Origin of the sequence: Pseudomonas sp. BNK-44-b (assembly GCF_047456245.1) — a bacterium.
In the GTDB taxonomy this organism is placed as follows: Bacteria; Pseudomonadota; Gammaproteobacteria; order Pseudomonadales; family Pseudomonadaceae; genus Aquipseudomonas; species Aquipseudomonas machongensis.
This window is the reverse complement of record NZ_CP179908.1, coordinates 2933234-2944676: the sequence shown is the minus strand read 5'-3', so window position 1 is coordinate 2944676 and position 11443 is coordinate 2933234. Positions and strand designations below refer to the sequence as shown.

Below are 11443 nucleotides of genomic sequence, written 5' to 3'. Positions count from 1 at the left end.
CGTTGCCGCGATCGGGGCTTTTCCCCTAACCTTGCAGGTCTATTCCTTCGACAGTGGCAGTTTCATGGACAAGGTCATTCTCATCACTGGCGCCAGCCGCGGTATCGGTGCCGCGACCGCGCGGTTGGCGGCGCAACAGGGCTACCGCATCTGCATCAATTATCACGCCGACGATCACGCTGCCGAACGCATCCTTGCTGAGGTTCGGGGGCTGGGCGCCCAGGCCATCGCCGTGCGGGCCGATGCCAGCGTCGAGGATGAAGTGATCCAGGTGTTCCAGCGGATCGACCAGGAGCTGGGCCCTGTCACCGCACTGGTCAATAACGCCGGGACCATCGCGACTCAGAGCCGGGTCGACGAGATGTCCGAATTCCGCCTGCTCAAGCTGATGAAAACCAACGTGGTCGGCCCGATGCTCTGTGCCAAACATGCCTTGCTGCGCATGTCGCGGCGCCATGGCGGGCAGGGTGGTGCGATCGTCAACGTGTCGTCGGTGGCCGCACGCCTGGGCTCGCCCAACGAGTACGTCGACTATGCCGCTTCCAAGGGCGCGTTGGACACCTTCACCCTTGGGCTTGCCAAGGAAGTGGCGGGCGAGGGTGTGCGGGTCAACGGCGTGCGTCCCGGTTATATCCATACCGACTTTCACGCCCTGAGCGGTGATGCCCAGCGCATCACCAAGCTCGAACCTGGCCTGCCCATGGGCCGCGGTGGGCAACCGGAGGAAGTGGCCGAGGCGATCCTCTGGTTGTTGTCGGAGAAAGCATCCTATTCCACCGGCAGCTTCATCGATCTGGGTGGCGGGCGCTGAGCTTCAGCCCAGGATGTGTGTCACCCGTTCGAGCAGTGCTTTGAGCTCGAACGGGCTGGAAATGATTTCGATATTTGTTGGCAACCCGCCGTGGTCTGCCAGCGTCTGGGTGGCGTAGCCGTTGATGAGCAAGGCTGTGCAGCCAGGTGTCAGGGCCGCATTCATTTCGATCAGTTGCCTACCCTTGGGGCTGTCGGACAAGGCGATGTTGCCGACCAGCAGGTCCGGGCGCAGCCCCTTGCGCAGGGCGGCAAGCGCCCGGTCGATGCTGGCGAAGGCATGCACGTCGTAGCCCGCCTCGCTCAGCAGCTCGCTGATGACCAGCTTCATCGCCGCCTGGTCCTCGATCAGCAGGATTGACTGCGCAGTGGGCGGGGCCGGCAGGCTCTGCGGTTCGGGGGGCGGGAGGTTTTCGGCCCTGGGCAAATAAAGGTGAACGCAGGTGCCGTTGCCCGGAATCGAGTCGAGGTGCATTTGCCCTCCAGACTGCCGCACGAAGCCGTACACCATGGACAACCCCAAGCCAGTGCCCTGCCCGAGCGGCTTGGTGGTGTAGAACGGTTCGATGGCTCGTTGCGCCACCTCCGCTGGCATGCCTTGGCCGTTGTCCTCGACTCGCAAGTGCAGGTATTGGCCCGGGGCGAGCCGCAGACGTTGGGCTTGCGCCGGGGTCATTTCCAGGTTTTCGCAATGAATCACCAAGGTGCCACCGTCGGGCATGGCATCGCGGGCATTGATGCACAGGTTGAGCAGCGCGCTTTCCAGTTGCGAGGGGTCGATGCAGGTTGGCCACAGCTGTGAAGCTGTGCGATCGATGAGCTCGATGTCCGAGCGCAGCGAGCTCTGCAGCAGCGCCAGCATGTCGCCGACCAGTTGCTGGATGTCGGTGGCGCGGGGCAGCAATGTCTGTCTGCGCGAGAAGGCCAGCAGGCGCTGCACCAGTGACGCGGCCTTGGACGCGTTTTGCTCGATGATGCCGAACAGCCGGCTCACCTCATCGTTCTGCGGCCCGCACAGGCGTGGCTTGGCAAGCTCCAGCGCACCGAAGATGCCACCGAGCAGGTTATTGAAGTCGTGGGCGATGCCGCCGGTGAGTTGGCCGACCGCTTCCATTTTCTGCGCCTGGCGCAGTGCCTGCTCGGCTTCGCGCAGGCGCTCCTGCTCAAGGGTGCGCTCGGTGATGTCGTAGGCGAACAGACAGGCGCTGAAAGGCGGGCGTTCGTCGCTGTGCAGCGGGGTGATCCGCAGCTCGTAGTGGCGCCGATAGGGCGGCCCGTCGAAGGCGACGCTTTCGATCACCGTTTCACCCGCCAGCGCTCGGTTGACCAGTGGTAGCAGGCATTGGAGCGGCTGTGGCAGGCCGGCAAGCGCTTCGTCCAGGCGATCGCCGACTCTGAGGCAAAAACCGTGCAGGCGTTGGAATGTCTGCCGGCCGGTGCGGTTGATCGCTTGCAGGCGCAGGTCCGGGGCGATGACGAAGACATTGGCCAAGCTGTGATCGACCAGCTCGATGAACAGCCGGCGTTCGGCCAGGGTCTGGTCGAAGCGCTGCTCGAGTTGCTCGTGCACTCGGCGCAACAGGACGTTGTCCAAGGGCGATACTTCGGCTTGCTGCGCCAGCCGGTTTTCCAGCTCGCCGTTGCGCTGCTGCAAGGCCAGGATCTGTTGGCGCAGTTGAGTGGGGTCGTCCATCGGGTGCTCGTCCATGTGCAGGTAGCCTCACTATAGCGGCTGATCCTTCAGAATGAGCGCACGATACGCCCCAGTGTCTCCATCGCAGTCTCCGTGGCGTCGTTCCACGGGCTGCCGTAGTTCAGCCTGATGCAGTTGCCGAAGCGCCGGGTCGGCGAGAAGATCGGCCCCGGTGCGATGCTGATGCCTTGCGCCAGGGCCATGTGGAACAGCTTGAGCGCGTCCATCTGCTCGGGCAGTTCCAGCCACAGGAAGTAGCCGCCGGCGGGCTGGCTGACCCGTGTCTGCGCCGGGAAATGGCGGGCAATGGCGGCGAGCATGTTGGCCTGCTGGCCTTCCAGGGCGTAGCGCAACTTGCGCAGGTGGCGATCGTAACCGCCATGTTGCAGGTAGTCGGCGATGGCGGCCTGGGCCGGCATCGAGGCGCACAGCGAGGTCATCAGCTTGAGCCGCTCGATCTTCTGAGCGAAACGGCCGGCGGCGACCCAGCCCACCCGGTAGCCTGGGGCGAGGCTCTTGGAGAACGAGCCGCAGTGCATGACCAGGCCGTCGCGGTCGAAGGCCTTGGCCGGCTTGGGCGCTTGCTGGGCGTAGTAGAGCTCGGCGTAGACGTCGTCCTCGATCAGCGGCACCTGGTGGCGGTGCAGGAGTTCGACCAGTGCCTGCTTTTTCGCCTCGGGCATGCTCGCGCCGACCGGGTTCTGGAAGTTGGTCATCGACCATACGGCCTTGACCGGGTGTTTCTCCAGGGTTTGTGCCAGCACCCCCAGGTCCATGCCTTCACGTGGGTGCACGGGAATTTCCACGGCCTTGAGCTTCAGTCGTTCGAGCACCTGCAGGCACACGTAGAAGGCCGGGGCTTCGATGGCAACCAGATCTCCAGGCTCTGTGACTGCCTGCAGGCACAGGTTGAGGGCTTCCAGCGCGCCATTGGTGATCAGCAGCTCTTCCATCGGCAGCATCAGGCCGGCGACCATGTAGCGCAGGGCGATCTGGCGACGCAACTGCGGGTTGCCCGGTGACAGGTCGGTGACCACCACGCGTGGGTCCATGGCGCGGCTGGCGCTGGCCAGCGAGCGGGCCAGGCGCTGCAGCGGGAACAGGGTGGGGCTGGGGAAGGCCGAGCCGAAGGGGACGGTGTGAGGGTCCTTGATTGAATCAAGGATGGAAAATACCAGGGCACTGACGTCGACATCGGTGGATTCGCTGACCGGTGCCTGTGCCTGGGGTTCGCTGAACTGGCGAGGTGCGTGGGTATTGACGAAGTAGCCCGAACGCGGCCGGGCACGAATCAGCCCGCGGCGCTCGAGCAGGTAATAGGCCTGGAACACCGTGGAGGGGCTGACCCCATGGGTCTGGCTGGCGTAGCGTACCGAGGGCACACGCTGTCCGGGGCCAAGCACCCCGGAGCGGATCAGTTCGGCGATATCGTCGGCGAATCGTTCGTAGCGTTTCATCGTTGTGTTATTCGGCCTGGCAGGCAAGGTTCAAGGCAGTGTAAGGGATCAGCGGTTGAGCGGCGCAACGAAACGGCTGCGTGCACGGCTGTGCACCTGCGGCTGGTCGCTGTCCTGTACTTCGAATGTGAGGTCTACCGAACTGCTCGTGGGGCGGTCGGCGAGCATCGCCACCGATACCGGCAGTTCGCTCATTTCTCCGGCTGGAATGGATATCGCTTGCCTGCCGTGCAGCACGAAGCCTTCGGCGTCGACCAGACGCAGTCGATAGTGCTGGGGATGCTGGGTCTTGTTGATGATCTTGAGCAGGTAGATATTCTCGATCTGGCCCTGGGCATTCTCACGGAACAGGCCGCGGTCCTTGATGACGTCCAGCGACACCATCGGGCGCATCTGCAAGGCCATCACCAGGGCACCGATCATGACCAGCAGGGCCGTGGCGTAACCCAGCAGGCGCGGTCTCAGCCAGTGGGTGCGGCCGCCTTGGAGGTTGTGTTCGGACTTGTAGCCGATCAGGCCGCGGGGGTAGCCCATCTTGTCCATGACCCCGTCGCAGGCGTCGATGCACGCAGCGCAACCGATACAGGCCATCTGCAGGCCGTCGCGGATGTCGATGCCGGTGGGGCAGACCTGCACGCACAGGGTGCAGTCGATGCAGTCGCCCAGATGCTGTGCCTGTCGGTCGCTGCCTTTCTTGCGGGGGCCGCGGCTTTCACCGCGACCTGGATCGTAGGCCACGGCCAGGGTGTCCTTGTCGAACATCACGCTCTGAAAGCGCGCATAGGGGCACATGTGCATGCACACGGCTTCACGCAGCCAGCCGGCGTTCAGGTAGGTGGCGGCAGTGAAAAAGACCACCCAGAACAGCGCTACGCCGCCCAGCTGAAGGGTCAGCAGCTCGTGGGCCAGCGGGCGGATGGGGGTGAAGTAACCGACGAAGGTGATGCCAGTGATCACCCCGATGGCCAGCCACAACCCATGCTTGAGGCTGCGGCGGGCGAACTTGCCGAGGCTCCAGGGCGCGGCGGCCAGGCGGATGCGCTGGTTGCGGTCGCCTTCGGTGACCTTCTCGCACCACATGAAAAGCCAGGTCCAGACGCTCTGCGGGCAGCTGTAGCCACACCACACCCGCCCGGCGAAGACGGTGATGGCGAACAGGCCGAAGGCGCAGATGATCAGCAGTGCCGACAGCAGGATGAAATCCTGTGGCCAGAAGGTTGCGGCAAAGATGTGGAACTTGCTGTCGGCAAGGTCCCAGAGCACGGCCTGGCGACCGTTCCAGTTCAGCCAGGCCGTGCCGAAGAACAACACGAACAACAGGCCGGCGAAGCCGATCCGCAGGTTGCGGTACAGGCCTGTGAAGCTGCGGGTCTGGATACGCCCGTCTGCGTGGCGCTTGGGGGTCTTGGCCGCAGGCTCGATCTGGATGATTCGGAAGGGGATTCTCTCGCTCATGGTGGTTCGCTCATCAGGCCTCGATCAGGCCCGGGCACTATGGCCCCCGATCTGTTTACAGCACAGGCTCAGGTAGAGCGATAAAAACCATATCAGATGAACGAGAAGTCCCTTGCAGGCCTCAGATTACCGAGCCTGGAGCACTGCTCTTGAGATGTCTGCGACTATCCACCGCACCGATCACGGTCAGGGCGTCGGCTTCGGCTTCGGTGATTGGTATGCGTTCACCCGCCAGCACCGCGACCGACATGCGCAGCTGTTCATCGGTGAAGATCTCGATCTCCGGCCCCAGGCCTTCTATGTGCAGCTTGTCACCGATCAGTGTGCAGCGTTGGTTGCTTTCGTCGATTTCTACCGGCATGACGTTACCCTCCGCAGGTGGTTACGGGTGTGACCACGGCGAGCTTGGGGTTGCTGCATCGTTCTGCCGGGCGGATGCTGCCGCACTCCGGGCAAACGCAGCGGTCAATCTTTCAATAGGCCACGGCGCGCTGGTGTGGAGAAACCCATGGATTCCTGGTGGCAGAATGTTTGGCAAGCGATACGGGCAGAGTTCACCGACATCACCGATGAAGGCGAGGTGACGCGGATTCTCGTGCGTCTGCTGATGGCGGCGGTGCTTGGCGCGGTGTTGGGTTTCGAGCGCGAGCACAAGGGCAAGTCGGCCGGGGTGCGGACACACATGCTGGTGTCCATGGGTGCAGCCCTGTTCGTGCTGGCACCGAGCATGGCCGGTGCCGATGCACAGGCGCTGAGCCGGGTGATACAGGGGATCGTCGCCGGGATCGGTTTTCTCGGCGCGGGCACCATTCTCAAGGGCCATGGCCAGGACACCAATCACGTTAAAGGGCTGACGACGGCAGCCGGCCTGTGGATGACGGCGGCGATCGGCACGGCGGCGGGCATGGGGCGCGAGGCGACGGCGTTGGTCAGCACGGTGCTGGCCTTGCTGGTGTTGAGCAGCATGCCGGTGCTGGTGGAGAAGGTCGAGGGGGAGGGTGGTGAGGCGAAGAATGAGGAAAACACAAAGCACTGAGGGGAGCCGAAGCTCCCCTCAAAGCGTTGTTGCCTGCTCTTTTTATTATTGAAAACCGGCCTGTTGTTGTTTTTGTCAGCCTGTTTCGGTGTAACCGGGCCCCTATCCGGGGCCAAGAGCAAACGTATTTTTTTGAGCGCTGACCTGCCTTCATCATTGCTGATCCGATCCTGACAGTCGCTACCTCGAGGTAGTTTTGTTGTTCTGCGTCAGGTCGCGGGGACGAACCCCTGGAACGCGTGTCTACTCCAAAAAAATCTGCTTGCTGCGCCTCTGCCGTGTTGTTCTTGTTATGTCAGAGCCGGTGCATGTTGTTTTTATTGGGGTATCACGTTTTTTTATTTTTGTTGTGCCAGAGATAAAGCAGATGCCGTGCCAACTTTTCAATATCCATTAAAATCAAGGGCTTAGAGATTTTGGGCGATTTTTCACGACCTGAAAATCTCGCGAATTGTTTCCGTGTTACCCGATTTTTTGCCGGGTGGGCGGGGCCGGGTAACACTTTTGACACAGTCGTGTGGTCGGGCGCGGCTTACCCCTGTGCGAATGCCTTCAGGCGCTCGCCGTCCAGGCGATAACGTACCCATTCATCTTGCGCTTCTGCGCCCAGCGCCTGGTAAAAACCGATAGCCGGTTCGTTCCAGTCCAGTACGCTCCATTCCAGGCGCCCGCAACCTCTGGCTACGGCCTCGCGCGCGATGTGCCGCAGTACCTGGCGACCAGCACCGCCGCCGCGTTGTTCGGGGGTGATGTACAGGTCTTCGAGGTAAATGCCGTTGCGGCCCAGCCAGGTTGAGTAGCTATAGAAGTACACGGCAAAGCCGATGGCCGTGCCGTCGCGCTCGCACATCAGACTGTGCACGGTGCTGCCTTCATCGAACAGGCTGTGCTCGATATCGGCGAGGGTTGCTACCACTTCGTGGCGGGCGCGCTCGTAGTCGGCAAGCTCGGTGATGAAGGCGAGGATCTGGGCGGCGTCGGCGCGACGGGCAGGGCGGATAGTCAGGCTCATGAAGGCTTCCTTGTGGTTGGCGGGCACCATGGTAATGGGCCTGGGCCGGCTTGCCGAGATGTAAAGCAAGCTTGACATGGCGCGCGACCTCGCCTTCAATGTAAAACACACTTTACATCCGAGGCTGTTGGCATGCTGCACAAACGTCATGTGATTTCATTCGTTCTGTTCCTCGTCGCCTATATGGCCTGTGTGCTGGTCAGCAGCCATTTCCTCGCGTCCATGGCACCAGGCATTGCCAAGACCCTGGTGGCGCTGGTGCCGGTGCCGGCCATGATCGGTATGGCCTGGGCTGTGGTGCAGCAACTGCGCAGCCTCGATGAAATGGTCCGGCGCATCCAACTGGAGGCGTTGGGGCTGGCGTTCGTCGCGACGGCGCTGTTGACCTTCAGCTACGGTTTTCTGGAGACCGCAGGCTTCCCACGTTTGTCGATGTTCATGGTCTGGAGCCTGATGGGGCCGTTGTGGGCGCTGGGGACCTTCATCGGGGTGAGGCGTTACCGTTGAACAACCGCATCCGTGAATTGCGAAATGGGCGTGGCTGGTCGCAGGCCGAACTGGCCGAGCGGCTCGGTGTTTCGCGCCAGACCGTCAATGCCATCGAGACCGGCCGCTACGATCCCAGCCTGCCGCTGGCCTTCAGCATTGCCGGGGTTTTCGAGTTGAGTATCGAAGAGATCTTCGATCCCTCTGCGGCGGTACAGTGATGTGTACAGGTTTAATTTAAGGTAACTGTACCGGTCTGCGCGAGAGGGGTTCCGCTAGTGTGGCAGGACACGATAATCAGTACCTGACGGAAGTCCCTGCCATGCTCGGCTCATACGATCTGCTCACCGCATTCATCCTGTTCGCCTTCGTTTCTTCGATCACCCCAGGGCCGAACAACACCATGTTGCTGGCGTCCGGCGTCAACTTCGGTGTGCGCCGTTCGATCCCCCATGCAATGGGCATCAGCATCGGCTTCATGCTGATGGTGCTGGGCGTGGGGTTCGGGCTGGGCGAACTGTTCAAGGCCTGGCCGCCGCTGTACAGCATCCTGCGCTACGTGGGGGCCGCTTACCTGCTGTACCTGGCGTGGAAGATCGCCACTTCCGGGCCGATCTCAGGGGATGCCGCAGGGACGCGCAAGCCCCTGAGCTTCTGGGGAGCGGCTGCTTTCCAGTGGGTCAATCCGAAGGCCTGGGTCATGGCGGTCGGTGCGATCACGACCTACACCCCGGCCCAGGGCTATGTGCTCAACGTGATCGTCATCGCCGCGCTGTTCGCCTTGGTCAACCTGCCCAGCGTGGGGATCTGGGTCATGTTTGGCAGCGCCTTGCGCAACCTTCTGCAAAATCCGCGCTGGCTGATGCTGTTCAATGTCCTGATGGCCTTGCTGCTGGTGATTTCGTTGTATCCGCTGCTGTTTGTAGAATCGTCGTTTTCCTAGTTCGATGAGTGCGGTACACGATGCAGCTGATTCCCTGGTCCCATGATTGCTCGGAAGGTTTCACGCTACGGGGTTGGCATTCCGAGCCGAGCGGCAAACCGTTGCTGCATTTTCTGCACGGCAACGGTTTCTGCTGCCTGGCATACGAGCCCATGCTGATGCGCCTGGGGGAGCACTTCGACCTGTGGTTGTGCGACGTCCAGGGGCACGGCGACAGCGATCACGGCGGCGCCTTTCGTGGCTGGAACCGTACTGCGGAGTTGGTCCTGGAAGCATTCGAGGCGGGGCGCCAGGCGTTTGGCGATGTGCCGCGCCATGCGCTCGGACACAGTTTTGGTGGGGTGCTGACCGGGCTGATCCTCGCCAGCAGGCCTGGGTTGTTCGAGCGTGCAGTACTGCTCGATCCGGTGTTGTTCAGCCGACGCATGATCGGGGTGATGGGCGCGGCGGCACTGGTGGGCCTGCACCGGCGTCATGCCCTGGCGCGCAAGGCCGCAACCCGGCGCAGCCATTGGCCAGACCGCGAGGCGGCGCTGGCGTCGCTGCAGGGGCGGGGGATCTTCAAGGGCTGGAGCGACGCGGCGCTGCACGCGTATATCGGGCATGCCATCGGTGATTGCGGCGAAGGCGTGGTGCTCAAGTGCCGACCCGGCCGTGAGGTTGAGATTTTCAGCACCTTCCCGGCGCGCATGTGGCCCAGTCTGCAGCGCATCACCACGCCGACGCTGATCCTGCATGGTGAAACCACCTACCCATTCGTGCCGCATTCGGTACGGCGCCTGGTGGCGCTCAATGCCAATGTCAGCGAGCGGCAGGTAGCGGGTGGTCATTGCTTCATGCAGGAAGACCCGGTGAGCGCCGCGCAGGCGGTCGAGGCGTTCCTGCGCGGTTGAGTCCGGTGGCCTGCGCCGTCAGGCCAGTTCCAGCCAGATGGGGGCGTGGTCCGAGGGCTTCTCCATCGCCCGCAGTTCGTAGTCGACGCCCGCCGCCTTCAGGCGTGGAAGCAGTGCCTGCGACGCCATGATCAGGTCGATGCGCAGGCCACGCTTGGGTTCGTCCTCGAAACCGCGGCTGCGGTAGTCGAACCAGCTGAAGCGGTCCGCTACCTCCGGGTGCAGGTGACGGAAGCTGTCCACCAGGCCCCAGCCTTTGAGGCGTTCCATCCATTCACGTTCTTCGGGCAGGAAGCTGCATTTGCCGGTCTTGAGCCAGCGCTTGGCGTTATCGGCACCGATGCCGATGTCGCAGTCCTGGGGCGAGATGTTCACATCGCCCATCACCACCAATGGCTGGTCATTGCGGAACTGACCTTCGAGCAGGGTCTGCAGGTCGCTGTAGAAGCGTTGCTTGGCCGGGAACTTGGTGGGGTGGTCGCGGCTTTCGCCCTGGGGGAAGTAGCCGTTCATGATGGTGATCGGGGTGCCGTCGGCATCGGCGAAGGTGCCCCAGATGAAGCGGCGTTGGGCGTCCTCTTCATCGGTGCTGAAGCCCTTGACCAGCGACAATGGCGCCTGGCGCGAGAGCAGAGCAACCCCGTAGTGGCCCTTCTGGCCATGGAAATGCACGTGATAGCCCAATGCCTGTACTTCGGCCAGCGGGAACTGATCGTCACTGACCTTGGTTTCTTGCAGGCCGATGACGTCTGGCTGGTGCTTCTCGATCAGCGCAGCCAGCTGGTGCGGGCGGGCGCGCAGGCCATTGATGTTGAACGAGACGATCTTCATGGAAAGACGATCCTGGTAAAAGCCTCGGATGCTAGCCGACATTGGCCGTCATCACCAGCGTGGCAGCGTCGCCGGGGCGCTGCTAACGTGCTGGAGGGGGAACGATGTGCGACACGACGCCTCCAAGGCTCTGTTACGTACATTCCAGGAGGATCATCGCAATGTCCGACGCCCCGGCGCATATCAGCCTGCTCGACGATGGCTACAGCCGCGAAGTGCGTTCGCTGCTCTACCATGCCTATCGCCACGAGCCGACCTTCGCCTATCTGTTCGATGCACAGCGGCGGGGTTATGAGCGCCGCCTGCGGGTGATGGTGCGCGAATGGGTGCGTCAGCACTTCTACCTGCAGTTGCCGGCAATCGGTGTGCTGGTCGACGACCGCCTGGTCGGTGCCGCGCTGATCGTGCCGCCGCAACGTCGCCTTGGCGTGGCCGACAGTTGGGCCTGGCGCCTGCGCATGCTGCTGGGAACAGGCCGGCGCTGCACCCGTCGATACCTCGAGTATCAAGCGGCACTGGCGGCGTGCCTGCCCAGTCAGCAAGTCCATGTGCTGCCTCTGCTGGGGGTGCACCCGCAGTTTCAGGGGCAACACTATGGTGAGCAATTGTTACAGGCAGTGCACGACTGGTGCGCCGACGATCCCGATACCCAAGGCGTGATCCTCGACACCGGCAATGCCCATTACCTGGCCTTCTACGAGCGCCAGGGCTATCAGGAGATTGGTGAGGTCGCGGTCGGGCCAATCCGAGAGAGAGTGTTCTTTCATCCGAATCCGCTGTCCTCCAACCCGCCAATTGCTTGATCGCAACCTCCTGCGGCTTACGCT

At 62.6% G+C, this 11443-nt stretch carries 13 protein-coding genes; 7 read left to right on the top strand and 6 right to left on the bottom strand.

Annotation, left to right across the window (positions count from 1 at the left end; genetic code table 11):
* Nucleotides 1-64: 64 nt before the first annotated feature.
* The gene (locus tag ACMGGG_RS13275) at nt 65-811 is read left to right on the top strand and encodes an SDR family oxidoreductase (RefSeq protein ID WP_414155639.1); all 747 of its coding nucleotides are present in this window, start codon (nt 65-67) and stop codon (nt 809-811) included.
* A 3-nt stretch (nt 812-814) separates the two neighbouring features.
* On the opposite strand, the gene ACMGGG_RS13270 is transcribed toward ACMGGG_RS13275, so the two are convergent.
* The 4 genes from ACMGGG_RS13270 to ACMGGG_RS13255 form a co-directional block, all read right to left on the bottom strand.
* A complete protein-coding gene (locus ACMGGG_RS13270; protein WP_414155638.1) occupies nt 815-2503 on the bottom strand; it encodes an ATP-binding protein in 1689 nt (562 codons plus the stop codon).
* Nucleotides 2504-2550: 47 nt separating this feature from the next.
* Nucleotides 2551-3960, bottom strand: a complete 1410-nt coding sequence (gene mapR / locus ACMGGG_RS13265; protein ID WP_054891539.1) for a GntR family transcriptional regulator MpaR — start codon at nt 3958-3960, stop codon at nt 2551-2553.
* 48 nt (nt 3961-4008) lie between these two features.
* Nucleotides 4009-5415 carry a cytochrome c oxidase accessory protein CcoG gene (gene ccoG, locus ACMGGG_RS13260; RefSeq protein ID WP_414155637.1) on the bottom strand — a complete coding sequence of 469 codons (1407 nt, stop codon included), beginning with the start codon at nt 5413-5415 and terminating at the stop codon, nt 4009-4011.
* Between the two features lie 121 nt (nt 5416-5536).
* Nucleotides 5537-5776: a DUF3203 family protein gene (locus ACMGGG_RS13255; RefSeq protein WP_414155636.1), complete on the bottom strand. Its 240-nt coding sequence runs from the start codon at nt 5774-5776 to the stop codon at nt 5537-5539.
* Between the two features lie 147 nt (nt 5777-5923).
* Between ACMGGG_RS13255 and ACMGGG_RS13250 the strand changes: the two genes are divergently transcribed.
* On the top strand, nt 5924-6451 hold the full coding sequence (locus tag ACMGGG_RS13250) for an MgtC/SapB family protein (RefSeq protein ID WP_054891536.1): 528 nt from the start codon (nt 5924-5926) through the stop codon (nt 6449-6451).
* A gap of 532 nt (nt 6452-6983) precedes the next feature.
* Here ACMGGG_RS13250 and ACMGGG_RS13245 read toward each other — a convergent pair.
* Nucleotides 6984-7463 carry a GNAT family N-acetyltransferase gene (locus tag ACMGGG_RS13245; protein WP_054891590.1) on the bottom strand — a complete coding sequence of 160 codons (480 nt, stop codon included), beginning with the start codon at nt 7461-7463 and terminating at the stop codon, nt 6984-6986.
* Between the two features lie 132 nt (nt 7464-7595).
* Here ACMGGG_RS13245 and ACMGGG_RS13240 point away from each other — a divergent pair, with 132 nt between their 5' ends.
* The 4 genes from ACMGGG_RS13240 (at nt 7596) to ACMGGG_RS13225 (ending at nt 9785) form a co-directional block, all read left to right on the top strand.
* Nucleotides 7596-7970, top strand: coding sequence for a hypothetical protein (locus tag ACMGGG_RS13240; protein ID WP_065862587.1), 375 nt, complete (start codon nt 7596-7598; stop codon nt 7968-7970).
* Complete coding sequence (locus tag ACMGGG_RS13235) at nt 7967-8170, top strand: helix-turn-helix transcriptional regulator (protein WP_063545237.1); 204 nt, start codon at nt 7967-7969, stop codon at nt 8168-8170. Before ACMGGG_RS13240 ends, ACMGGG_RS13235 begins: the two co-directional genes overlap by 4 nt.
* A gap of 101 nt (nt 8171-8271) precedes the next feature.
* Nucleotides 8272-8892 (top strand): LysE family translocator, encoded by a 621-nt coding sequence (locus tag ACMGGG_RS13230; RefSeq protein ID WP_054891533.1) that lies wholly within the window; start codon nt 8272-8274, stop codon nt 8890-8892.
* A gap of 20 nt (nt 8893-8912) precedes the next feature.
* The gene (locus ACMGGG_RS13225; RefSeq protein WP_414155635.1) at nt 8913-9785 is read left to right on the top strand and encodes an alpha/beta fold hydrolase; all 873 of its coding nucleotides are present in this window, start codon (nt 8913-8915) and stop codon (nt 9783-9785) included.
* Between the two features lie 18 nt (nt 9786-9803).
* Here ACMGGG_RS13225 and xthA read toward each other — a convergent pair whose 3' ends face one another.
* Nucleotides 9804-10616, bottom strand: coding sequence for an exodeoxyribonuclease III (xthA, locus tag ACMGGG_RS13220; RefSeq protein ID WP_054891531.1), 813 nt, complete (start codon nt 10614-10616; stop codon nt 9804-9806).
* 161 nt (nt 10617-10777) lie between these two features.
* Here xthA and ACMGGG_RS13215 point away from each other — a divergent pair, with 161 nt between their 5' ends.
* Entirely contained in the window at nt 10778-11419 is a 642-nt protein-coding gene (locus tag ACMGGG_RS13215; protein ID WP_054891530.1) for a GNAT family N-acetyltransferase, read from the top strand.
* Nucleotides 11420-11443 lie beyond the last annotated feature (24 nt).

Excerpts from the sequence above, each read along its gene's own strand:
- ACMGGG_RS13225 (WP_414155635.1), top strand. The coding sequence starts at position 8,913 with ATGCAGCTGATTCCCTGGTCCCATGATTGCTCGGAAGGTTTCACGCTA.
- ACMGGG_RS13215 (WP_054891530.1), top strand. The coding sequence starts at position 10,778 with ATGTCCGACGCCCCGGCGCATATCAGCCTGCTCGACGATGGCTACAGC.
- ACMGGG_RS13275 (WP_414155639.1), top strand. The coding sequence starts at position 65 with ATGGACAAGGTCATTCTCATCACTGGCGCCAGCCGCGGTATCGGTGCC.
- ACMGGG_RS13230 (WP_054891533.1), top strand. The coding sequence starts at position 8,272 with ATGCTCGGCTCATACGATCTGCTCACCGCATTCATCCTGTTCGCCTTC.
- ACMGGG_RS13240 (WP_065862587.1), top strand. The coding sequence starts at position 7,596 with ATGCTGCACAAACGTCATGTGATTTCATTCGTTCTGTTCCTCGTCGCC.
- mapR (WP_054891539.1), bottom strand. The coding sequence starts at position 3,960 with ATGAAACGCTACGAACGATTCGCCGACGATATCGCCGAACTGATCCGC.
- ccoG (WP_414155637.1), bottom strand. The coding sequence starts at position 5,415 with ATGAGCGAGAGAATCCCCTTCCGAATCATCCAGATCGAGCCTGCGGCC.
- ACMGGG_RS13245 (WP_054891590.1), bottom strand. The coding sequence starts at position 7,463 with ATGAGCCTGACTATCCGCCCTGCCCGTCGCGCCGACGCCGCCCAGATC.
- ACMGGG_RS13255 (WP_414155636.1), bottom strand. The coding sequence starts at position 5,776 with ATGCCGGTAGAAATCGACGAAAGCAACCAACGCTGCACACTGATCGGT.
- ACMGGG_RS13270 (WP_414155638.1), bottom strand. The coding sequence starts at position 2,503 with ATGGACGACCCCACTCAACTGCGCCAACAGATCCTGGCCTTGCAGCAG.
- xthA (WP_054891531.1), bottom strand. The coding sequence starts at position 10,616 with ATGAAGATCGTCTCGTTCAACATCAATGGCCTGCGCGCCCGCCCGCAC.
- ACMGGG_RS13250 (WP_054891536.1), top strand. The coding sequence starts at position 5,924 with ATGGATTCCTGGTGGCAGAATGTTTGGCAAGCGATACGGGCAGAGTTC.